The sequence below is a fragment of the Aeromonas sp. FDAARGOS 1419 genome, assembly GCF_019047045.1.
Classification (GTDB): domain Bacteria; phylum Pseudomonadota; class Gammaproteobacteria; order Enterobacterales; family Aeromonadaceae; genus Aeromonas; species Aeromonas veronii.
Genome location: NZ_CP077209.1, coordinates 1789145 through 1812650 on the forward strand (window position 1 = coordinate 1789145; position 23506 = coordinate 1812650).

Below are 23506 nucleotides of genomic sequence, written 5' to 3' on the forward strand. Positions count from 1 at the left end.
TGTGATGGAGTGCCTGTTTACCCTGCAGAGCCGTGACTGGATTTTGCGGATCTATGCCAATGAGAAGACAGTCGGGGATCGTTATCGGCAGTTACAAGCTACCCGCGTCCATCATCAACAGGTGATCGGCAAAGCGGGCCTGTCAGCGAGTGCTGGCAGATACGAACCGCCAGTTGTGCGCTTCTCGCAGCCCCTTTCCATCACTCTGGCTGAGGCTGATGGCTGCCCGCTAGAACTGCCTGATGATCAGGCGCTCTCCGCTCTGGTACTGCCAACCCCTCTGTTGTATGAAAACTGCTTTTACGAATTCGAATGGGAGTTTCTTCACGGCGTTAGCGAGGGGAGTGATACGCCGCGGCTGGAGCATCATCTGCAGCGGATCTGCGAGTCATTTCGCTTCAAAAGCAGGCATGGATCGCAGGAGCTGCTGGGGGGATTCAATACCGGTAACGAAGTAGGCACACTTGCACTTCCCTTCTCTTATCAACCGAAATCGGCTGCAGGAAAAGCTGCTCGCATTCAGCTGACGCTCTGGTTCGAGGTCTATCCGGTCAAGCTGGATATCCGCCGGGATGTGCCGCTGATCCATCAGGTGCTGGATGAGCAGTACCCCTACTGGCGTTTTACCCTGAACAGCGCAACCAGTCAGCAAGGGGGGCGCAGCCAGCGCAAGGCCGAACCGTTCCCCCTGCTCTGGCTTGCCCATTTCGAAGCCCTGCACAAGGACCTTGAGCGGGGGATCCGCCAGATCATCAATGCGCCCCACAGCAGGCTGCAAAGCAAGACCGAATATCTGCTGGCCGCCAGAATGAAGCGCCCGCCACGCCCGAAGCAGGCCGAACAGATCCGCCAGGATCTGGATAACGGTATCGAGCGCAGATACCGGGTGGAACGTAAACAACTGACCACGGATACCCCGGAAAACCGCTTTATCAAGTTTGTGCTGGAGCGCGCCGGAAGGATGCTGCAACAGCTGACACAACAGGGCGATCGCACCCTCTTGTCCAGAGCCTTTTTTGACCGTCTGAAGGTGTGGAGCAAACCGCTGGATCAGGCGCTGGCTCACCCCCTGATGCAGGAGATAGGTCCGGCGACGGTGTTACAACGCGAGTCTCTGGTACTGCAGCAAAAGAGCGGCTATAGCACGGTTTACCGGGTCTGGCAGCAACTGCGCCTCTATCTCGATGCGTTGGGAAATGATGCCGTGGCCGGCGTGCGCAGCATGGATCAGCTCTACGAGCTCTGGTGCGTGATCGAGGTGCGCCGGATTATCCTGACGCTGGGATTTACCGAGGTGAAAACACCAGCCTTTAACTTCACCCGCGATGGTTGGGATACCCGGCTGGCCGAGGGGATAAAATACTGCTGGGAGTACCTTCGTGCAGCAGACGGTGTAAGGCTCAAGCTGGCCCATGAACCCAGATTTCACAAGACCAACAAGCCGGTTCACTCCCTGCTGGTTCCCCAAAAGCCGGACATTCTGATCGAAGCCACCACTGGCAGTGGCGACACCTTTATCTGGCTGTTTGATGCTAAGTACCGGGTCGATAATGGCACTCAAGATGATCCGAGAGACAGGGTGCCCGATGATGCTATCAACCAGATGCACCGTTATCGGGATGCCCTGCTCTATCAGCAACAGGATGACCCGATACCAAGCCGCCCCACCTTTGGCGCTTTTGCGCTCTATCCGGGCTTTATGAGCCAGCAAACCGGAACGAAAAATCCCTATCAGGAGGAGATCGACCGGATTGGTATCGGTGCCTTTGCCCTGTTGCCAGCAGAGGATCACAGCGGCTCTTGCTGGCTGCAAACCTTCCTTGAGCAAAAGCTGGGTAAATCGGGGGAAGAGTTCCGCTATCCAGCCATCCGCTCGGGCCACTTCTATCTGGAAGAGCCCAGCCGGATTGCCACCCTGGGGATGCAGCAGGTCCGCCACCATGATCTCACCCTGATCATTCCGACCGCACCGGAAAACAGCCGCCCGGCGAGCTACTTCGATACATTTCGTGATGGTTCTGCCCGCTGGTATCACACCCCTGCCGAAACCATTGCCACTCGTTATGATGATCAGCTGATGAACGAGATCAACTATCTGGCCGTAGCGACCCTTGCAGCAGATGGCCTGACGCGTGAGGTAACCCGTGTATGGCCTGTGTTGACACGCCGGAAGCTGCGAAGGGAACAACTGACCGAAGAGCAGACCGGTACACCGCTGGCCGGGGGGAATGTGAATCCTTACTGGTTGCTGGAGCTGGGGCTCTCTATTTCATTGCTCCATCCTCTGACACAGCTGGATGCGGCAAGTTTCAGAGCGGCAATGAGACTGACCAGACTGGCAGACTTGCAAGGTGAATTGACCGGATTTTCAGCACTGCCGGATTATTACGGGGAATTATTGCGCATGCATCCAGCCTGAACACCTGACTGCTATCCCGGCTTTGCCAGCCAAGTGCTGGCAAAGCCGCCAAACAACCGTCCGCAATCTTGCCCAAAACCCCGGCTAAATTATCCAGTTGCATAATAACCATGCGGCCTTGCGGTTGTTTAACTGGCCCTAACGTCAGATAATACCGCCCGCCTTCAAACCCCGATAACCCGACTTTCAGTGACGGTAATTGATGACTGAGTACCTGCTTTTATTGATCGGCACCGTGCTGGTTAACAACTTCGTGCTGGTGAAATTCCTCGGCCTCTGCCCCTTTATGGGGGTCTCCGGCAAGCTGGAAACCGCCATCGGCATGGGGCTGGCAACCACCTTCGTGATGACCCTCGCCAGTGCCAGCTCCTATCTGGTGGAGCACTATATCCTGCTGCCGCTGGATATCGCCTATCTGCGCACCCTCGCCTTTATTCTGGTGATCGCCGTGGTGGTGCAGTTTACCGAGATGGTGGTGCGCAAAAGCAGCCCGACCCTCTATCGCCTGCTGGGGATCTTCCTGCCCCTCATCACCACCAACTGCGCGGTGCTCGGGGTGGCGCTGCTCAGCATCAATGAGCGACACGACTTTATCCAGAGCGTGATCTACGGCTTTGGCGCCGCCACCGGCTTCTCGCTGGTGTTGATCCTGTTTGCCGCCATGCGCGAGCGTCTGGTCGCCGCCGATGTACCCGCGCCGTTTCGCGGGGTGTCGATTGCCATGATCACCGCCGGTCTGATGTCGCTGGCCTTTATGGGCTTTACCGGCCTTATCAAGATATAACCATGATCCATATTCTCTTTGCCATTCTGGTGCTCACCCTGCTGGCGCTGGCGTTCGGGATTATCCTGGGCTTTGCCGCCGTCAAGTTTCATGTGGAAGCAGACCCCATCGTCGACCAGCTCGATGCCCTGCTGCCCCAGACCCAGTGTGGCCAGTGCGGCTATCCCGGCTGCAAACCCTACGCCGAGGCGCTCGCCAACGGCGATCAGATCAACAAGTGCGTGCCTGGTGGCGAGGCCACCATGCGCAAGATTGCCGATCTGATGGGGGTCGAGCCCCAGCCGCTGGGGGGCAGTGACGAGGCCGCCGTGCCGGTCAAGAAGGTCGCCTTTATCCACGAAGATCAGTGCATCGGCTGCACCAAGTGCATTCAGGCCTGCCCGGTGGATGCCATCGTCGGAGCTACCAAGGCGATGCATACCGTGATTGCCAACGAGTGCACCGGTTGCGATCTCTGTGTCGATCCCTGCCCGACCGACTGCATCGAGATGATCCCGGTGCCCACCACGGTCGATAACTGGAAGTGGGATCTCAATAACGTGCATGTTCCGGGCAAGATTCCGGTCAAGATAGTGGAATAAACAGCGGAGCAACCATGCATTCCTTACTCGAACGTATCAAAGCCGGCACGCTCTGGGACTTTCACGGTGGCATTCACCCCGCCGACAACAAGCTGCAATCAAGCCAGAGCCCGGTGGTAGACGCCGGTCTGCCGCCGCGCCTCATTATTCCGCTGCGCCAGCACGCAGGCCCCGCCGGCGATCTGCTGGTGCAGGTGGGCGACAAGGTCAAGAAGGGTCAGCCGCTGACCCGTTATGCCAAGGGGCGGATCGTCCCTGTCCATGCCTCCACCTCCGGCACCATCACCGAGATTGGCAACCACACGGTTGCCCACCCCTCCGGGCTCGGCGATCTCTGTGTCATTCTCACCCCCGATGGCGAAGATGAGTGGGGCGAGCGCAACGGCAAAGCCGATTACTGGAATCTGGAGCGGGGCGAGCTGCTCGAGCGCATTCAGCAGGCGGGGGTAGCGGGCCTTGGCGGCGCCGTGTTCCCCACTCACAGCAAGCTCGACGGCCGCGGCCAGCTCACCGAGATCCTGATCGTCAACGGGCTGGAGTGCGAACCCTATATCACCACCGATGATCGGCTGATGCAGCAATACGCCGACGAGATCATGGATGGGATCCGGGTGCTCAAGCACCTGCTCAAACCGAAACTCACCCTGATCGGGGTGGAAGACAACAAACCCGAGGCGATCGAGCAGCTGACCCGCCACGCCACCGATGAGGATGTGCTGGTCAAGACGGTACCGACCAAGTACCCCTCGGGCGGTGCCAAGCAGACCATCGAACTGCTGACCGGCCGTCAGGTGCCCAAGGGAGGCCGCGCGGTCGATATCGGCATCATGGTGCTCAACGTCGCCACCGTGTTTGCCATCAAGCGCGCCATTATCGACGGCGAGCCGCTGATCGAGCGGATCGTCACCCTCACCGGCGACAGCTTCAAGAAACCCGGCAACGCCTGGGTGCGCCTGGGTACGCCGGTGCGCTGGCTGTTGCAGCGTTTCGAGCTGCAACCGGAAGCGGAGCAGCGGGTGATCATGGGAGGCCCCATGATGGGCTTTACCCTACCCCACGCCATGGTGCCTGTGGTCAAGGCTACCAACTGCCTGCTGGCGCCGACGCAGGCCGAGCTGCCCGCCCCCGGCCCGGAGCAGCCCTGCATCCGTTGCAGCGCCTGTGCCGATGCCTGCCCGGCCACCCTGCTGCCGCAAGAGCTCTACTGGTACAGCCGGGCCAAGGAGTATGACAAGGCCGAAAAGCTCAACCTGATGGACTGCATCGAGTGCGGCGCCTGTGCCTGGGTCTGCCCGAGCGAGATCCCGCTGGTGCAATACTACAAGATCGCCAAAGACGACATTCGCGAAGCCCGTGCCGAGGCCGAAAAAGCCGAGCGCGCCAAGCAGCGTTTCGAGGCCAAGCAGGCCCGTTTCGAGCGTGAGAAAGCAGCCCGCGAAGCGCGCCACGCCGAAGCCGCCGCCCAGCGCCGTCAAACCATGACGACCGCAGGCGGCGAAGATCCGGTAGCCGCCGCACTGGCCCGTATCAAGGCCAAGCAGGATGCCCCCATCACTGCCATTGCCGCCACCGCCGAGGGCTTGCCCGACAACAGCGCCGTGATTGCCGCCCGCGAAGCCCGCAAACGGGAAGCGGAAGCGCGCCGCGCCGCCAAGCTGGCAGAGAGCGCAAACAGCGAAACAGCCGCTGCGGCGCAACCCGCCGAGGCGGTTGACCCCGCCAGCGATCCAAAGAAAGCAGCCATCGCCGCCGCACTGGCGCGCGCCAAGGCCAAGAAAGCCGCTCAGGCTGGCGATAGCGCCGAGCCTGTGGCTGCCGAAGCCGTTGCTGCGCCTGCGGTAGATGCTGATCAGCAAAAAGCAGAGGTTGATCCGAAAAAGGCAGCAATTGCCGCCGCCATTGCCCGTGCCAAAGCCAAAAAGGCCGAGGCCAGTGGCGAGCCGGTAAGCGCAGCCAACAGCGCAACAACCGACGCTGACACCCAAAGCGATGCACCCGCAGATCCCAAGAAAGCTGCAATTGCTGCTGCCATCGCTCGTGCCAAGGCCAAAAAGCTGGCGCAGCAGGGCGACAGCGCTGAGGGCAACCTGACCGCAAATGCTGGCACCAGCGAATCCGCTGCAACCCAAAGTGATGCGCCATCTGCTGTCAGCGAAGCGGTTGATCCCAAGAAGGCAGCTATCGCCGCTGCCATTGCCCGTGCCAAGGCCAAAAAGCTGGCCCAGCAGGGCGAAAGTGCCGGTGCTGAGGGTACGCAAGGTGAGCTATCAGCAAGCGCGGAGACCCTTGACGTGGCGCTAGCCAAGAGCGAAGTAACCACCAGCCACAGCGATACGGCTGCAAGTGAAGCGGTCGATCCCAAGAAGGCCGCTATCGCCGCAGCCATCGCCCGGGCCAAGGCCAAAAAGCTGGCCCAGCAGAGCGAGCGTATCAGTGCAGAGGTAGAGAGTGCCGGTACTCAGGTAGATAGAGCCGGAGCTGAGGGTGAGCGCGCACCGGCCGAGCCGATGCAAAGCGATGCGGCCAGCAGTGAGCAACCACTTGCCGTAGCAGAGACTCCTGAAGCGAGTGCTCCAGCGGTTGACGCCCCGGTTGATCCGAAAAAAGCGGCCATTGCAGCCGCCGTGGCCCGCGCCAAGGCGAAGAAGCTGGCGGCCGAGGCAGCCAGAGCCGCCGGGACCGCCGCTGAAGATGCCCCGTCAGCCGACCGAACAACCACAAGGTAATCGACAGACTCATGTTCAATATTGCGACTGCGCCGTTTGCCCATAACCGCAAACAGACCCGAACCCTGATGCTGCTGGTGATCCTGGCCTGTGTGCCGGGCTTGCTGGCCCAGACCTGGTTCTTCGGCTGGGGCTCCTTTATCCAGATCCTGCTGGCGCTGGTCACTGCGCTGCTGTGCGAGGCGCTGGTGCTCAAGCTCCGTGGCCGCGCCATCAAGCCTGCCCTGATGGATGGCAGTGCGGCGCTCACCGCCGTGCTGATTGGTCTCTCCCTGCCGCCGCTGCTGCCGTGGTGGATGCTGGTGGTGGGCACGGCCTTTGCCATCATTGTTGCCAAACACCTTTACGGCGGACTGGGTCAGAACCTGTTCAACCCGGCCATGGTCGCCTATGTGCTGCTGCTGGTCTCCTTCCCGGTGCAGATGACCAGCTGGCTGCCGCCGGAGAGCGTGCGCGCCTACAGCCTCGGCTTTGGTGATGCGGCGTCGGTCATCTTCACCGGCTTTAGTCTCGACGGCTACAGCATGGCCCAGCTCAAGCAGGGGGTGGATGGTCTCACCATGGCGACTCCCCTCGATACCCTGAAAACCGGCCTGACTCAGGGGCTCACCACCGGCGAGATCCTGAGCGGCCCGCTGTTTGAGGGTTGGGGCGGCATCGGCTGGAGCTGGGTCAACCTCGGCTATCTGCTGGGCGGCCTGTTCCTGCTGCAGCAGAAGGTGATCAACTGGCGCATTCCGACCGCGATTCTCGGTGCCCTGCTGGCGGCCTCCACCATCGGCTATCTGGTGAGCCCGGATGCGACTGCCACGCCCATGTTCCATCTCTTTAGCGGCGCCACCATGCTGGGGGCCTTCTTTATCGCCACCGATCCGGTCAGCGCCTGCACCACACCGCGCGGCCGACTGGTCTATGGCGTGCTGATCGGGGTGCTGGTCTACATCATTCGCCGCTTTGGCGGCTATCCGGATGCGTTCGCCTTCGCCGTGCTGCTGGCCAACCTTTGCGTACCCTTTATTGACAGCCTGACTCGCCCGAAAGTGTATGGAGCCCGTCGCCAATGATGTTTCTGCCCTCTTTCCCCATCACAGCTGACGGAGCCCGGACATGTTAAAGAGCATGCGCAAGAACGGCCTTATTCTGGCGATGTTCGCGCTCGGCTGTACCGCGCTGGTGGTACTGACCAACGAGTTGACCAAGGATAAAATCGCCCACCAGCAGCAGCTGGAGAAACAGCAGACCCTCTCGGTATTGCTGCCGGAGGGGAGCTATGACAACGATCTGGTGGCCAGCTGCAAGCAGGTGACCAGCAGGAAGTATCTCGGCAGCGATCAGCCGCAAGCCCTCTATACCGCCAGCAAAAATGGCGTGGTGACCGGCTATGCGCTGGAGGCGATCGCACCGGATGGCTACAGCGGGGCGATCCGCATCGTGGCGGGCTTTGATGCCAAGGGCACAATCACCGCCGTGCGAGTGCTCGCTCACAACGAGACCCCGGGTCTCGGTGACAAGATCGAGCTGAAGAAATCGGACTGGATCAACAGCTTTGCCGGAAAATTCCTGACCCATGACAACGAGCCCCAGTGGGCGGTGAAGAAGGATGGCGGCGAGTTCGATGCCTTTACCGGCGCCACCATCACCCCGCGAGCCGTGGTCAAGGCGGTGAAGAACCTGCTGAAACTGCAGCAGGAGCAACCCGAACTGCTCAGCAACGCCCCGGCTTGTCCGGCGGCGAACTAACGGAGTCGAGCCATCATGAACCAGATGGAACAGATTGAAACGGGCGCAACCCCGATTGCCGAGCTGGAAAGCCGCAAGGGCGAGCTCAAGGAGCTGATGAGTCAGGGGCTGTGGAAGAACAACCCCTCGCTGGTGCAGGTGCTGGGGCTCTGCCCGACCCTCGCCGTCTCCTCCACCTTTACCAATGCGCTGGGGCTGGGCCTTGCCACCATGGCGGTGCTGGTCTGCTCCAACCTCGCCGTCTCGCTGGTGCGCAACTGGGTGCCGAAGGATATTCGCATCCCGGTCTATGTGATGATCATCGCCTCGCTGGTGACCAGCGTGCAATTGCTGATGAACGCCTACACCTACGGCCTCTATCAGGCGCTCGGCATCTTTATCGCCCTCATCGTCACCAACTGCGTCATCATCGGCCGCGCCGAGGCCTATGCCTCCAAGAACCCGCCGCTGCTGGCGGCCCTCGATGGCCTGATGATGGGCCTTGGCTTTACTCTGGTGCTGCTGGTACTGGGCGGCATGCGCGAGATCATCGGCATGGGCACCCTGTTTGATGGCGCCGAGCTGCTGCTGGGCGAGTGGGCCAAATCCCTGCGCATCGAGCTGTTCCACGCCGATGCCAGCCTGCTGCTGGCAATTTTACCGCCGGGCGGCTTTATCGGGCTGGGACTGCTGATCGCCGCCAAGAACGCCATCAACGACTGGCGGGACCGCAAACAAGCAGCCACAGTGGCCCACTGCAACGTTGCCCCGGCCCGCGTCCGGGCGACCGAGCTATGATCGGACGCAAGCCATGAACAACCAGAAACGCAGAGAGATCCTCGAGCGGCTGCGGGCAAACAACCCCCACCCCACCACAGAGCTCAACTTCAACTCGCCGTTTGAACTCCTGATCGCCGTGCTGCTCTCGGCGCAGGCGACCGATGTCAGCGTCAACAAGGCGACCGACAAGCTCTATCCGGTGGCCAACACCCCGCAAGCGATGCTGGATCTCGGGGTGGACGGGCTCAAGGAGTACATCAAGACCATTGGCCTCTTCAACACCAAGGCCGAGAACGTCATCAAGACCTGCGCCATCTTGCTGGAGCGCCACGGAGGCGAGGTGCCGGAGAACCGCGAAGCGCTGGAAGCCCTGCCGGGCGTCGGTCGCAAGACCGCCAACGTGGTGCTCAACACCGCCTTTGGCTGGCCCACCATCGCCGTCGATACCCATATCTTCCGGGTATCGAACCGCACTGGCTTTGCGGTAGGCAAGAACGTGGATCAGGTGGAGGAGAAGCTGCTTAAAGTGGTGCCCGCCGAGTTCAAGCTGGATGTCCACCACTGGCTGATCCTGCACGGGCGTTACACCTGTCTGGCTCGCAAGCCCCGTTGTGGTTCCTGTATCATCGAGGACTTGTGCGAGTACAAAGAGAAGGTCTATCCAGAGAGCTGAATGACTGGGCGCTACAACCGTCCTACCTGTCTCGCTCGCAAACATCCGCTGCAGTGGTTCCTGTATCATCGAGGACCTCTGCGAGTACAAAGAGAAGGTCTATCCAGAAAGCTGATAGCCTCGCAACCGAGATTGAAAGCAGTACACATCACCAACCCGGAGAACTGAGCAATGAGAATTCTGCATACCATGCTGCGTGTCGGCGATCTGCAACGCTCCATCGACTTCTACACCCGTGTCCTTGGCATGAAGCTGCTGCGCAAGAGCGAGAACAGCGAGTACAAGTACACCCTGGCCTTCGTCGGCTACGGTGACGAGAAGGATGAAGCGGTGATCGAGCTGACCTACAACTGGGGGGTGAGCGAGTACGAACTGGGCTCTGCTTACGGCCACATCGCGCTGGAAGCGGACGACATCTATGCCACTTGCGACGCCCTGCGCGCCGCCGGTGCCAAGATCACCCGCGAGCCGGGCCCGGTTAAAGGCGGCACTACCGTGATCGCCTTCGTCGAAGATCCGGACGGTTACAAGATTGAACTGATCGCCAAGAAAGATGCCGGTACTGGCCTCGGTGACAGCTTCTAAGCTGCCCGATTCTGCTGCCGAATGGCAGGATCAAAAAAGAGCGCAGATGCGCTCTTTTTTATGCCTCTTTGCCGGGGACAGCGCTAGATCTCGCCATTGCGCCCCATGCTGATCACCACCCGCCGGTTCTTGGCACGTCCCTGTTCGGTTTCGTTGGAGGCAACGTGCTGCTTCTCACCATGCCCCTCCACCGAGATCTTGCCGGGCTCGATCCCCAAATCGACAAACACCTTCTTGATGGCATCGGCCCGCTTCTCGGAGAGTTTCAGGTTCGGCCAGCGGCCGCCATAGCTATCGCTGTAAGCATCGATCACCACTACGTCGATACTCTTGTCCGCCTTGATAAACTCGCTGATCATCGCCAGCCGCCGCTTGGAGGGGATGGAGAGCTGATCGCTGTTTTTGTCGTAGGTGAGCACGCTAAAGGCGATGTCATTGAAGCTGTAGGGCAAGAGCCCACTCAGACAGTCGATAAAGGCCTGATATTTCACCCGAAAGTTAACCGACGAGAGGGACACTCGCACCGCGCGGTTCTGGCGATACCAGTCCCGATACTGGAAGGTCGGCATCCGCCCCCCCTCCAGCTCGTCGAGCATGGTCCAGGCGGTTTGCCCCTCCACCAGCCCATCGAACTGCTGATAGAAACGCAGTTGACTCACTTCTCGCCCGGCTATTCCCGGGCGCCATACCGGCGGCATGATGCCAAGACTCACCGTCTGGGTCTGGGCCTGCGGCCGCTTGCCCTTGAGCTCAAAGTCGAGGTTGATCTTGCGACCGGCACGACTGACAAAAGCCCCCGTTCCCCAGTTGGGAATAGGATGCTCGAGGCGACACTCAATCTGGGTATCGGAGGTCAAACGCCAGACGGATTGATCCAGACCGGCACCAAATTCGGTGACCCCAGCCTGTAACTGCATACTCACGGATATGCTGACCAACCCCAACACCCAAGCGTTCAATTGCTTGTCCTCCACACGATCTCACAAGAGATATCGGCGGCAAGAGGCCAAGCTTTAGCGACAAACTGCAAAGGCGTGCCGTTGGTGTGGCAAAGGCTTGCCCCTCAGCGGCAACCGACCGCAAGCGGCGCTTATTCCCCCCTCTTAGCTCCGTGCCAACCGGCAGGAAGCTCGCTACAGTAAAACCAGGGCAATCAGACGCCGCTTATCGGGAACCACACTCATGCACCGCTCTTGCTTCTCTTTATTGCAGATGTTGTTGCCAATGCTGCTGGCGCTATCCGGCAGCGCCGTCAAGGCCGCAACACAGGATCAGGAGTGGGCACAGGAGCGCGCAAATGCGGTGCTCTCGCTGATGACCTTCACGGTGGTGCCCGACATCACCGCCAGCAACCTCGATATCGGCAGCGGCACCAATCAATCTGCCGCCCTCAACATGACCCAGATCGGCGGCGGCGCCACCATGAGCGAAGCCGTGCCCATCTATCTGGAAGGGGCGATCGGCTTTAGCCGCTACGATCCCCAGTTTGTGGTCAGCAACGGCACCGAGAGCCGCACCCTCCCGACCAAGTGGAACAGCCTGACAGCTTCGGGCGGGATCGGCTGGGATATCGCCCTCCATGAAGACCTGCGCGGTGGCCACTGGGTGCTGCGCCCTATCGCCAACGTCTCGCTCGGTACCATGGCCAGCGATCTGCGGATCGGCAACTGGCTGCTGGAGCGCACCAAGGGCTACTCACTGGATTTTCTCGATGGTGGGCAGCTCAATATGTACGGACTGGGGGGCTCGCTGATGCTCGACTACGAGCTCTTTTCAAAGGCGCAGGATATCGATATCGAAGTGCGCTACTCCTACCAACACCTGCAAAGCTTTGGCGGTACCTCGACCAGCGTCCGTGGTCACGCCGAGGCGGAGAACCTCGGCCTCTATCTGCGCCGCCGGGCCCCACTGTTTGACTGGACACTGCTCGACAGACCGGTGCGCTATGTACTGGAGGGGGCCCATACCGCATATCTGGGGGAACAGCGGGGGTTGCTTGGCTTTGACTCCCTCAACTCTATCGGCGCCGGTCTGGAGCTGGACAGCAGCAAATACGACATCATAGTCACCCGTACCCGGCTGGTTGCCCGCTATATGTTCAGCCACAACACCAGCGGTTATTCCATCGGGTTAGCCATGAGTTTCTAAGTCGTTATATTTTCCTGCCACGAATGGGAAATCCTCTGGGAAAACAAATTAACACTCCAGATAATCACGCCCTATTGACGGAGGGTTTATTTATCCTGACCCTTTCATATGCCTCACCACCCAGTCATATCAGGTAAAAATATCTTCCTGCTGGCAGGCTAATCCCCCCCCCTCGCACACCGAATATTGGAGTTTTTGTTTGTATATTTACGGCGCGCAATAACTGATTTGCCCTGTGATGTAGCCAACCTGTACTCGCTTGCAACAGAGAAAATACTCAAATCCAGATATTGCAGCTCAATGGCCAACTTTATCGATTCCCATAAGGAACCAACCCGGAGGCCCCCCATCTTTTGCATAGTGGCTTGAGCCGTGCATAACCAATTGTTTTAAAAGGTTTATAGTTTTTCATATTTTATGAACCCAATTAATCCTGTTTTATTTTACTTACATCACCCGACTGCTAAATTTGGCGTCATCCCGGCAGGACGAGGCGCACTGAAACGCTTGACTGCGGGCTACCGATAACAGGTGTGCAATGAGCACAGAAATAACGTTCAGGCATAGCAACCGTTATTTTGATGACATCACACTTGCTGATCCTTGTTGATTTGAGGTTATCTGATGAAAAAAACGCTGCTTGCTCTCTCTGTATTGGTCATAACCGGAACCGCATATGCAGGGGTGCCTGATTTATCCGCCAGCTGTCCTGGACATATTAATCTTCGCGTCGAAGATGGCACGGCTTATATCAATAACCAGCAAGTTCCACTTAAAAAAGTGAATTCAAATTTCTACGAGGCGAGCAAGGGGCGCACCACCCTCTCCATGGTGAAAAATGGCGACTGGGGCATCACCTATTTTGTCAAAAATGGCGACAGCGGCGCCTGCCAGCTCAATGACGATGAGAACGATGACGACGGCGATGATGAGAACGCCAGCAGCAGTGCCTACAACGGCAGCACTGCGCAAACCAAGGTTGCCGAGAACGCCTGCATGAACGCCGTCGCCAGAAAAGCGGGCGTCAGCCGCAGCAAACTGACCCTCGACTATGTGGCCGACTCCCAGGCGGGGATGATGATTGATATCAAAGGGCCCCATGACCGGCTCTGGCACTGCCTCACCGACGCCCGCGGCCATATTTCTGGCATCAATCAGGACTGATTTCGAGCCACGGCTCAGCGGGGCCCACACCTACCGTGGGGGCTCCACCACTTATCCATTGCAATTATTTGATACAGGTAAATGAAGATGAAATCCAAACAGACTCTGCTCAATGTCGCCCTCGGTTGCCTGCTTGCGGTCGGTATCTCCGGCTGCGCCGTGGCCAAAACGCATCACGGCCACAAGACCCATGCCCAAGCGCACGCTCAGGAAGGGGCCGTGCAGTATGGCGACGAGAGCCCGTGGGCTGGCAACTATAAAGCGGTTACTGACGATGGCCGCACCGTGGCAGAAATTCACGTCGATACCACAGGGGAGACCTATATCGACGGCAATCAGGTCAAACCAAGCCACAGCGGCAGCGACTACCTGAAATTCAAGCAGGAGACCATCACTTACACCCTGCGCAAAAGCGGTGCCAGCTGGAAAGACAGCGATGCCGGCACCAGCGGCCGCATCCTGTTCGATTGATAATCCCGACACCGCCCTTGCCAGACACCAAGCCCCGCCAAGGGGCTTTTTTGCACCTGCAAAATACTATCAGCCTCTGCATGACCACCAACGAGAAAGTAGCACGTCGCAAACTCAGCCTGCTAGAGCTCGCCAAAGAGCTCAATAACGTCAGCAAAGCCTGCAAGCTCATCGGCTACAGCCGTCAGCAGTTCTACGAAATCCGCCGTAATTACCAGACCTATGGCGCCGAGGGCTTGCTTGACAAATTGCCGGGCTTTAAAGGGGCTCATCCCAACCGGGTTGCGCCCGAGATTGAACAGGCCATACTCGATTACTCCCTCACCAGACCAACCCATGGTCCGCTGCGGGTCGCCCAAGAACTGGCTCTGCAAGGCATCAATGTCAGTGCGGGCGGTGTGCGTGGCGTGTGGCAACGGCACGACTTGCTCTCCAAACACGACCGCTTGCTGCGCCTTGAGAAAACTCACCGTGAGCAAACCATTGAGCTCAATGACGAGCAAATTCGCCTGTTAGAGCGCTTCAGCCCCGAGTTTTGCGAACGCCAGATTGAGGTTTACTACACCGGAGAACTGGTGGCGGTCGACACCTTCTTTGTCGGCGCGCTCAAGGGGGTTGGCAAGGTGTATCTGCAAACCGTGCTGGACTGCTACAGTCGCCACGCCTGGGCGCGGGTCTATACCATCCTGTCGGATAACGGGCGTGAGTTCTGTGGGCGCCCTGACCATCATCCCTACGAGCTGTTCCTGCAACTGAAGGGGATTGGGCACCGGACAACCAAGGTCCGCAGGCCGCAGAGCAACGGCTTTATCGAGCGACTGCATCGCACACTGCTGGATGAACACTTCCGAATCAAGGGGAGGACGACCTGGTATGAGTCGTTAGAACAGATGCAGACAGACCTGGATAACTACCTGGAACACTACAACACCCAGCGGCCACATCAGGGCAGGATGATGGAGGGTCAAACCCCTTACACCATGTTCAAGAAGGGTCTGAAATTGATACCGAAGGAAGTGCGCACTAAAGTAGCGTAAACAAGACACCGGTTTGAGGCCGGAGTCAGGTGATAACTAGATCTGTACAAATTAACCGAGACCGGCAATCTGCCAACTATCACTGGAAATTACAATCCGGCGATTCATCATGGCGCCAATACGCTGTCGCCAAAAAAGAAAATGGCCGAGATATCATCTCGGCCATTCGTAACTTGGTCAAAGACTCAAGCCAGGATATTACTCATGTGCAACTTATTAGAAGTTGTACTGCAGAGCAACAGTCCACTCGTCGTCTTGCTTGTCGATGCCCTGGATCTTGTACTCGGTGTAAGCTTTCAGCTTCGGAGTGAAGGCATACTGAACACCCAGCAGGGTCTCGTCAACCAGATCCTTGTAAGTAGAACCGGCAGCTTGAGCGTTAGCCTTGCCTTCTTTGAAGTTGTAGCCAGCCAGGAAGGTCCAAGCGTCTACGTTGTAAGAAGCAGCCAGCTCGTAACCACGGCCGTCATCTTTCATACCCAGGCTCTTGTTCTTCACTTCGCCTTCAGTGTAAACACCAGCAAAGTAGAAACCATTGATAGCGTAGTGCGCGCCCACAGCCCACTCGTCTTTCTTACCAGTGTGGCCATTAACTTTGTTTTGCAGGTCAGAGTAGGCATAACCGGCATTGAAGCCCAGACCGAAGTCAAAGTCATAACCAGCAGCTACGCCGTAAGCTTTCTTACGCTTAACGTCTTTACCCCAAATAGCGTCTTCTTTGATCTTCTGACCAACGTCAGTGATTTTGACCGCTACGTCATCGTTGGTTTGGTAGGAAACTTTACCTTTGAAACCACCGAAGGTGTTGGAGTAGATGATTTGACCTTCTTGACGACCGTCATAGAAGTTACCGGCATCGCCCCACTCGTTGAAAATATCGGTCGGCTCGAGTACGTCGTAGAAAGCAGTGTCGGTCTGACCGAAGATGATTTTACCGTACTGGGAACCATCAAAACCGGCATAGATGTGACGCGGATCGATGTCGCTGGTATTGCTACCAGAGTTTTCAGCAGCTACTTGCCACTCGGTTTTGGCGATGGCAGACCAAGTGTTGTTCAGAGCTACTTTACCAGACCAGCCCAGACGGGTTGCACCAACCAGTTCTGCTGATTTGTCGTTAGCTTCGCCGTAGTAGTTAGCCTGTACACGGCCGTATACGTCGAAAGTGGTACCGTCTTTGTCATAGATCACTGCGGCGTTAGCGGCGGATGCAAACAGAGCCGGAATAGCAATAGCCAGAATTGTCTTTTTCATAGTTTCCAATGCCTACTGTAATTAAACACTAAGTTGTTGTTATTCCCTGTGTTAGCGATGTTCTTTGCATCACTATGCCGCCGAGACTAGCACCGGATTTTTTGAACCGCAATGAAAAAACTTGGAACTTTTTACGCAAACCATAGTCATGGAGGCAAAAATGTGAGCCAAGTCTCACCTAACGGCAAGGCAAAAGGAAAACGTTTACAATGAATCCTGCTGATTATTTGGACTCAAATAGTCTATTTTGCATGCAAATAACGCTAACTACCTGATAAACAACCAAAGTGGTCTGATCAGCGTAAAACAGCCGTGATAATGGCAGTTGCCTCGACCTCACCAAGGGGTTGCGGGTATCCTTGTCCTTCGATTAACACCTAACTGGCCTTCTCTTCATGCTCTCTACTCGCCTTAAAGCCACCATTCGTCAAACCTATCGCCAGATTTCGGATGGATTACCCGGTTTTGTGCCGCGCAAAGAGCAGAACTTTCTGGTGGCAGAGATAGCCAAAACCCTGACCGGCGAGTACGACAAACAGCGCCGTATTCTGGTTGCCGAAGCAGGAACCGGTATCGGCAAATCTCTTTCTTATGCGCAGGGTGCCATTCCGGTGGCGCGACTCACCCAGAAGAAGCTGGTGATCTCCACTGCCACAGTGGCCCTGCAAGAGCAGTTGATCCACAAAGACCTCCCTTTTTACCACCGCCACAGCGAGCTGCCGTTTCGTTTTATGCTGGTCAAGGGGCGTCAGCGTTACTGCTGCGAACATCTGCTGGAGCAGGCAGCCAGTGGCGCCGAGATGGCCAACTTCGAGCTCGACTTTGGCAGTCTGAGCAAAACCAAACCATCTGACAGCGACAAAGATCGCTACCAGGCTCTGTGGCAGGCCTACACCAATGGCAAGTGGGACGGGGATCGGGACAACTGGCCGGAGCCCATTCCCGACACTTGCTGGGATCGCATCGCCGCAGACCGCCACACCTGCAACAAGGCGCTGAGCCATCACCAGCACTGCCCCTTTCATCGCGCCCGCAACGACATGGAGAGCGCCGATGTGCTAGTCGTCAACCATGCGCTACTGCTCTCCGATCTCACCATGGGCGGAGGCATCATTCTGCCGCCCCCCGATGAGTGCATCTATGTGCTGGATGAGGCCCATCACCTGCCCAACATCGCCCGGGATCACGGCGCGGCGTCGTCCAGCGTCAAAGGCTCGCGTCGCTGGCTGGAGAAGCTGGTACAAAGTGCAGGCAAGCTGGCGCGGACTCTTAATAAGGAGAGCCTGCTCGACCCCCAACTCAAACTGCAGGATGCACTGGCCTCCATCCAGCCCGACCTGAAGGCGGTCGAGCAGTGGCTCAGCGCCAACGATCGGCTGTTTGGCAGTGAACCTCACTACCGCTTCGCCGAAGGGGTATTGCCGGATCCCCTGCCCATGCTGGCGGAGAATCTCAAGGAGTCGAGCAAGAAGGCGTTGCGGGCGCTGGATCGGATGCAAGGGGCCATAGGTGAAGCGCTGAAAGATGGCGAGATCCGCCGCAAGGAGGCCGAACCCCTGTTGGCAGAGAGCGGTTTTCATCTGCAGCGGCTGGAGAGTTTCTGCGCCCTGTGGGAGATGCTGGGGCGCCATGTTCCGACCGGCAAAACCCCGCTCGCCCGCTGGATGGCCAAGAGCGATGACGGCGATATCTGGCTGCACGCCTCACCGATTGAGGTAGGCTATCTGCTGGAGGAGTGGCTCTGGTCGAAATGTTTGGGGGCCGTGCTGGTCTCCGCGACCCTCACCGCCCTCTCTTCCTTTAGTTATTTTCGCCATCAGGTGGGGCTCAAGGAGCACGACGGCACCCGCTATCTGCGCCTGCGCTCCCCCTTTGACTATCAGAAAGCCGAGCTCTATCTGCCCAAAATGGAGCACGAACCCAACTCGCCGGCCTTTACCAACGAGCTCATCAGCGTACTGCCACGCATTTTGGCGGGCAAGGAGGCGAGTCTGGTGCTCTTCTCCTCCTACCGCCAGATGAATGAGGTGGCCATTGGCTTGCGAGCCAAGGGGCTGTCACTGCTGGTGCAGGGGGAAGCCTCCCGCAATGCCCTGCTCACCCTGCACAAACAAAAATGCGATGGCGGTCAGGCCAGCATCCTGTTTGGTACCGGCAGCTTCTCGGAGGGGCTGGATCTGCCGGGTCACTACCTTACCAATCTGGTCATCACCAAGCTCCCCTTTGCGGTGCCCAACTCGCCGGTCGAGGAGGCTACTGCCGAGTGGGTGGAGCAACGAGGCGGCAACCCCTTCCTGCAACTGACGGTCCCGGAGGCATCGCGCAAGCTTATCCAGGCCTGTGGCCGCCTCATCCGCAAAGAGGCTGATCGGGGACGGGTCACCATTCTCGACCGCCGCCTGCTGACCAAACGTTATGGCAAGGGGCTGCTCGACGCCCTCCCCCCGTTTACACGTCGGATCGAATAAATAAGCCGGTTATTATTGATAGAAAAACTGACAGCGGAGCGAACGTTGAGCACCAGAAAGAGCCATTGCCGCAGTAGGCTAAACCTGTAAAAATAAGCCCCTGTTTTCAGTGGGCAATCGCCTGACTGTTCAAGGAGATGAAATGAAACTGACTGTTCTGGTACCGGCACTGGCTGGTCTGTTGTGGGCCGGTAGCGCCCTTGCTGATGCTCAACTGGAAGTGACCAACCCCTATGTCGTCCAGCTGATCGATGGTCAATCCATCAACCCCAAGCTGCTCGACAAAACCAGTATCTTCCCCCTCTCTGCCGGCAAACACCAGTTGGTCGTCGCTTTTGAAGGCAACTACTCCAGCCGCAGCGATATCAAGCTGGTCACCGCCGAGCCGCTGGTGCTGAACTTCACCGCCGCCGACAATCAGCAGCTGGTGCTGGACTACAAAAAGCCCCGCAACGAAGCCGAAGCCAAGCAGTTTGTCAAAGATCAGAAAGTGACGCTGAAAGACAAGGTCAGCGGCCAGCAGGTAAGCAGCGAACAGTTCGTGATGCCGAAAGTAGAAGGCTTCCAGCTGACCCGTGACTATCAGCAAGAGCTGATCAACATGGGTAAAGCCTTCAACCAGCCCAAAGCAGTGGCCGTCTCTTCTGCTGCCGTGATGGCTGCCGCCAGCGCACCGGTTCAGGTTGCCCCCAGCAAGGCTCAAAGCAATCCGGAAGCGCTGACCCAGTTGCAAAACTGGTACAACAAGGCAGATGCGGAAACCCGCAAAGCCTTCCAGATCTGGGTTATCCAGCAGCAATAAGCCGGGCTGAGAGATTGACTGAAAGGGGAGCCAAGCTCCCCTTTTCCATATCTTGCGGTCTTACTCACGACGCGTCTTGATTTATGCGCTGCCACTTCCCCTTTATATAGGGAGTACATATATGGATTCATCTGCTGATTTCATATATAGAAAGCGCCACCTTGCCAGGGAGAATGGCACCATGTCGTTGCGCATTTTCTATCACCCTCTCTACTCCTCCCTGACGCTACCCGAGCGCCATCGCTTTCCGCTGGCCAAGTATCAGGGGCTGTTTGAACGCCTGCAGGTGCAGGGTTACCCCCTTGGCGAAGCACCGGCCGCAACCTGTGAGCAAATCTGTCGCATTCACGATGCCGATTATGTCGCGGCGGCCCTGAGCGGCCAGCTGGAAGATCGCGCCATCCGCAAGATCGGTTTTCCCTGGTCACCCATGCTGATAGAGCGCACCTTGCGCTCGGTGGGTGCCACCGTTGCCGCCAGCCGCCATGCTCTTGAGCAGGGCTGCGGCTTGCAGATCTCCGGTGGCTACCACCACGCCCATCGGGATCACGGCAGCGGTTTTTGTCTGTTCAACGATTTGGTGATTGCCGCCCAGGCTTGCCTCGACGAGGGGCGCTGTGAACAGGTGCTGATCATCGATCTCGATGTGCATCAGGGAGATGGCAGTGCGGCCCTGTGCGCCGGGCGGCGCGACATCATCACCCTCTCCCTCCATGGGGAGCACAACTTTCCCCATCACAAAGCCACCTCTCACCTCGACTTTCCGCTGCCAAGCGGCATGACGGACGATGCCTATCTCACCACACTGCAACAGGCACTCTCACTGGCACTGCGCCTCTATTCGCCGGTTCTCATCCTCTATCAGGCGGGCGTCGATGTGCATCATGCCGACGAACTTGGTTATCTCTCCTTGAGCGATGAAGGGGTTCGTCTGCGCGATGCCATGGTATTTGACTGTGCAATCAAGCATGGGTTGCCCATTGCGGCGGTGCCCGGTGGCGGCTATCGCCGCGACTGGCAGCAGCTGATCCCGCTTCATATGTCGCTGTTTGAGACGGCGCGTCACCGTTTTGGTTGATGACATGCCTTTATATGTCGGGCATTTCACCAGATAAAACAGAAGAGGCGACCCTGGGGTCGCCTCTTCGTGTTTCGTTCTCTCGGTCACACAAGCTCGATCGTTGCCAGGCAAGCTCGGGACGCCTGAGGATAACTATTTCTGACGCTTGCGGGCGTACTTGCGACGGGCGCGGGCCTGACGCACCTCTTCCCGCTCGGCCTTCTCTTTGGCTTTTTGCTCGGCTTCTGCGGCGGCTTCGACAATCTCGACGCTCACCATCTCCGGCGTCTCCAGCGAGATGCGGCCAAGCAAACCGGAGCGGAACTCGTTAATCAGGATCTCGGACGCCTTGTGCAGGTCGGCCAGCCCCCCTTTGCGCATAAAGGCCCGCTGGCGGGCGATCATCTCCAGCAGCTCGATCTCGGTCTCGGGCAACTCATCAATCTGGTAGCGCGCCTTGATCCGCTCCGGATAGGCCTTGATGAAGTAGTCAGCGGCGAACATGGCGATATCGGCATAGTCGAACACAGTGTCTTTAATGGCCGCGGTGATGGCAAGACGATAACCGCAGGAGGGCGGGTTGAGCTTGGGCCAGAGGAAACCCGGGGTATCGGTCAGGATGACGTTGTTATCCAGCTTGATCCGCTGCTGGGACTTGGTCACCCCCGCCTCGTTGCCGGTGCGGGCGATGATGCGCCCCGCCAGGGTATTGATCAGGGTGGACTTGCCCACGTTGGGGATCCCCATGATCATCGCCCGCACGCCGCGCAGCTCAAAATTGCGCTCCGGCAGCATCTCGTGACAGAGAGTCAGCAGTTGCTTGATCTTCTCCGGCTCTTGTTGCGTCAGCGGCAGCGCCTTGATCCCCTTCTCTTTTTCCATGTGCGCCACCCACAGATCGGTGATCGCCGGATCGGCCAGGTCCGCCTTGTTCAGCACCTTGATCACCGGGGTATCACCACGCAGCTCGGGCACCAGCGGGTTTTCGCTGGAGAAGGGGATGCGGGCATCAAGCATCTCGATGATCACATCGACCTGGGGCATGACCTCGGCAATCTCTTTGCGGGCCTTGTGCATGTGACCGGGGAACCAGTTGATGGACATATCCGTTACTCTCTGTGGGGGCTGCGGGCGGGCGCATGGAACAACAGGCGCTCTGCCGCGGGCATCGAACGAAGGGGGCGCATTTTACCTGCTGCGGGCACATTTTGACAGGTCATTCTAGCCATCACTTCATCAAATCAGCAAACCGCCGAGGCGGATAAACCTTGCCGGAAGCGACCGGACCAACTGGCTCAATTGACAGATAACACTTTGATATAGTGTAACATTTTCATCACTTTTTCACACAACCGTCACCGATAGTCAGTAAAAGTGTCATCTGCCCCCTCTAGGCTGCGCTCAGGTTTTACAAGGAGCGAACCCCAATGAGAAAAATGGCAGGACTTGCAGTGATGATCGGCGCCGCCCTGGCTGCCGGCTGCAAATCAGACAATGACACGGTGGCGACCAAGCCCGCAGCCCAACCCACCAACGTCATCTTCTTCCTCGGTGACGGCATGGGCCTCAACACCCTGACGGCGGCCCGCATCTACGGTGTCGGCGAAGAGGGTGATCTCACCATCGATACCCTGCCAGAGACGGCCTTTATCAAGACCTTCTCCCACGATGCCCAGGTCACTGACTCGGCCCCCTCCATGGCGGCCTACATGACCGGGGTCAAGAGCAACAACGGCGTCATCAGCATGGACGGCGACGCCACCTATGAGAGTGACTGCAGCAAGAGCGCCGGCAAGCCGGTGACCACTCTGCTGGAGCTGGCCAAAGCCGATGGCCGCGGCACCGGCGTGGTGACCAGTACCCGGGTAACCCACGCCACCCCTGCGGCTACCTATGCCCATATCTGCAACCGGGATCTGGAGGCAGATATCGCCGTCCAGCTGGTACCGGGCGGCAAAGGCTACAACAGCGCCCTCAAGGAGGGGCTGGATGTGGTGCTCGGTGGCGGCAGCAGTTTCTTCCTGCCCAAAGCCGACAAGGGCAAGCGGGAGGATGGCCGCAACCTCATCAGCGAAATGCAGGCCAAGGGCTACCAGTTTGCCAGCAATCTGGATGAGCTGAACAAGGCCGATGCGGGCAAACCGCTGCTGGGTCTGTTTGGTTCCAGCCACATGAAATATGACCTGGACCGCCCTGCCAGCGAGCCGTCACTGGCCCAGATGACCCTGGCCGCCATCAAGCAGCTCAAGGGCAAGGAGAAGGGTTACTTCCTGATGGTGGAAGGGGGTCGCATCGACCACGCCCTGCACGACACCAACGCCAAGCGGGCGCTGCAGGACACCATAGCCTTCGACAACGCCATCAAGGCCGCCATCGACGAGGTGAAAAAGAGCGACCCCGAGCTGAAAAACACCCTGATCGTGGTCACCGCTGACCACGACCACACGCTAGTGCTCAACGGCTATGCCAAACGCACCGGCAAGACCACCGCCGACAACCCAGGCGTACTCGGGCTGGTGAAGAACTACGAGACTGGCGAGCCAAGCAAGGATAGCGAGGGCATGCCCTACACCATCATAGGTTTTGGCAACGGCTACAACCGGGTGGATGGCCCGCGCAGCAGCGTTGCCCCGCTCGACGATGCCACCGTCTCCGCCAATGACTACCACCAGGAAGTGGTGGTCAAGGTAGGCGAAATCGGCAACGAGACCCACGGCGGCACAGATGTATTCCTCGGCGCCATCGGCAAGGGGGCTGACAGCTTCCATGGCTCACTCGATAACACCGCCGTGTTCGGCAAGATCAAGGCTGCGGCCAAGCTGTAAGGAGCACTTT

20 protein-coding genes are annotated in these 23506 nt (G+C 58.3%); 17 read left to right on the forward strand and 3 right to left on the reverse strand.

All coding sequences use genetic code 11. From position 1 onward, the window contains the following. Positions 1 to 4 precede the first annotated feature (4 nt). From I6L49_RS07955 to gloA, 9 genes are all read left to right on the forward strand, one after another. On the forward strand, positions 5 to 2419 hold the full coding sequence (locus I6L49_RS07955) for a DUF2357 domain-containing protein (RefSeq protein WP_216951133.1): 2415 nt from the start codon (positions 5 to 7) through the stop codon (positions 2417 to 2419). Positions 2420 to 2621: 202 nt separating this feature from the next. Continuing rightward, positions 2622 to 3203, forward strand: a complete 582-nt coding sequence (gene rsxA, locus I6L49_RS07960) for an electron transport complex subunit RsxA (RefSeq protein WP_005337600.1) — start codon at positions 2622 to 2624, stop codon at positions 3201 to 3203. Between the two features lie 2 nt (positions 3204 to 3205). Next, positions 3206 to 3784 carry an electron transport complex subunit RsxB gene (gene rsxB, locus I6L49_RS07965; RefSeq protein WP_005350799.1) on the forward strand — a complete coding sequence of 193 codons (579 nt, stop codon included), beginning with the start codon at positions 3206 to 3208 and terminating at the stop codon, positions 3782 to 3784. 14 nt (positions 3785 to 3798) lie between these two features. Further along, positions 3799 to 6510 carry an electron transport complex subunit RsxC gene (gene rsxC / locus I6L49_RS07970; protein ID WP_216951134.1) on the forward strand — a complete coding sequence of 904 codons (2712 nt, stop codon included), beginning with the start codon at positions 3799 to 3801 and terminating at the stop codon, positions 6508 to 6510. An 11-nt stretch (positions 6511 to 6521) separates the two neighbouring features. Beyond that, positions 6522 to 7574, forward strand: coding sequence for an electron transport complex subunit RsxD (gene rsxD / locus I6L49_RS07975; protein WP_005337606.1), 1053 nt, complete (start codon positions 6522 to 6524; stop codon positions 7572 to 7574). Positions 7575 to 7617: 43 nt separating this feature from the next. Continuing rightward, positions 7618 to 8250 carry an electron transport complex subunit RsxG gene (gene rsxG / locus I6L49_RS07980; protein WP_005359614.1) on the forward strand — a complete coding sequence of 211 codons (633 nt, stop codon included), beginning with the start codon at positions 7618 to 7620 and terminating at the stop codon, positions 8248 to 8250. Positions 8251 to 8274: 24 nt separating this feature from the next. Next, positions 8275 to 9027, forward strand: coding sequence for an electron transport complex subunit E (locus I6L49_RS07985; RefSeq protein WP_040067956.1), 753 nt, complete (start codon positions 8275 to 8277; stop codon positions 9025 to 9027). A gap of 13 nt (positions 9028 to 9040) precedes the next feature. Continuing rightward, the gene (gene nth, locus I6L49_RS07990) at positions 9041 to 9682 is read left to right on the forward strand and encodes an endonuclease III (protein ID WP_005350790.1); all 642 of its coding nucleotides are present in this window, start codon (positions 9041 to 9043) and stop codon (positions 9680 to 9682) included. A 171-nt stretch (positions 9683 to 9853) separates the two neighbouring features. After that, a complete protein-coding gene (gene gloA, locus I6L49_RS07995; protein WP_005347113.1) occupies positions 9854 to 10267 on the forward strand; it encodes a lactoylglutathione lyase in 414 nt (137 codons plus the stop codon). 83 nt (positions 10268 to 10350) lie between these two features. On the opposite strand, the gene I6L49_RS08000 is transcribed toward gloA, so the two are convergent. Next, positions 10351 to 11226, reverse strand: a complete 876-nt coding sequence (locus I6L49_RS08000) for an OmpA family protein (RefSeq protein ID WP_216951135.1) — start codon at positions 11224 to 11226, stop codon at positions 10351 to 10353. Between the two features lie 265 nt (positions 11227 to 11491). Here I6L49_RS08000 and I6L49_RS08005 point away from each other — a divergent pair, with 265 nt between their 5' ends. The 4 genes from I6L49_RS08005 to I6L49_RS08020 all read left to right on the forward strand — a co-directional run bounded on the left by I6L49_RS08005 (position 11492) and on the right by I6L49_RS08020 (position 15087). Beyond that, positions 11492 to 12415, forward strand: a complete 924-nt coding sequence (locus I6L49_RS08005; RefSeq protein WP_254127603.1) for an autotransporter domain-containing protein — start codon at positions 11492 to 11494, stop codon at positions 12413 to 12415. A 624-nt stretch (positions 12416 to 13039) separates the two neighbouring features. Beyond that, on the forward strand, positions 13040 to 13579 hold the full coding sequence (locus I6L49_RS08010; protein WP_139442564.1) for a hypothetical protein: 540 nt from the start codon (positions 13040 to 13042) through the stop codon (positions 13577 to 13579). Positions 13580 to 13666: 87 nt separating this feature from the next. Beyond that, the gene (locus tag I6L49_RS08015) at positions 13667 to 14050 is read left to right on the forward strand and encodes a hypothetical protein (RefSeq protein WP_042056543.1); all 384 of its coding nucleotides are present in this window, start codon (positions 13667 to 13669) and stop codon (positions 14048 to 14050) included. A gap of 80 nt (positions 14051 to 14130) precedes the next feature. Continuing rightward, positions 14131 to 15087 carry an integrase core domain-containing protein gene (locus tag I6L49_RS08020; protein ID WP_216951621.1) on the forward strand — a complete coding sequence of 319 codons (957 nt, stop codon included), beginning with the start codon at positions 14131 to 14133 and terminating at the stop codon, positions 15085 to 15087. Positions 15088 to 15303: 216 nt separating this feature from the next. On the opposite strand, the gene I6L49_RS08025 is transcribed toward I6L49_RS08020, so the two are convergent. Beyond that, complete coding sequence (locus I6L49_RS08025) at positions 15304 to 16341, reverse strand: porin (protein WP_021231018.1); 1038 nt, start codon at positions 16339 to 16341, stop codon at positions 15304 to 15306. Between the two features lie 395 nt (positions 16342 to 16736). Here I6L49_RS08025 and dinG point away from each other — a divergent pair, with 395 nt between their 5' ends. The 3 genes from dinG to I6L49_RS08040 all read left to right on the forward strand — a co-directional run bounded on the left by dinG (position 16737) and on the right by I6L49_RS08040 (position 20689). Then, entirely contained in the window at positions 16737 to 18809 is a 2073-nt protein-coding gene (gene dinG, locus I6L49_RS08030; protein ID WP_216951139.1) for an ATP-dependent DNA helicase DinG, read from the forward strand. A gap of 142 nt (positions 18810 to 18951) precedes the next feature. Further along, positions 18952 to 19611 carry a DUF2057 domain-containing protein gene (locus I6L49_RS08035; protein WP_216951141.1) on the forward strand — a complete coding sequence of 220 codons (660 nt, stop codon included), beginning with the start codon at positions 18952 to 18954 and terminating at the stop codon, positions 19609 to 19611. Between the two features lie 181 nt (positions 19612 to 19792). Further along, complete coding sequence (locus tag I6L49_RS08040; protein ID WP_216951143.1) at positions 19793 to 20689, forward strand: histone deacetylase; 897 nt, start codon at positions 19793 to 19795, stop codon at positions 20687 to 20689. Positions 20690 to 20824: 135 nt separating this feature from the next. Here the strand turns inward: I6L49_RS08040 and ylqF are convergent, their stop codons facing one another. After that, positions 20825 to 21775, reverse strand: coding sequence for a ribosome biogenesis GTPase YlqF (ylqF, locus tag I6L49_RS08045; RefSeq protein WP_216951145.1), 951 nt, complete (start codon positions 21773 to 21775; stop codon positions 20825 to 20827). A 323-nt stretch (positions 21776 to 22098) separates the two neighbouring features. Here ylqF and I6L49_RS08050 point away from each other — a divergent pair, with 323 nt between their 5' ends. After that, entirely contained in the window at positions 22099 to 23496 is a 1398-nt protein-coding gene (locus tag I6L49_RS08050; RefSeq protein WP_005334065.1) for an alkaline phosphatase, read from the forward strand. Positions 23497 to 23506: the final 10 nt, after the last annotated feature.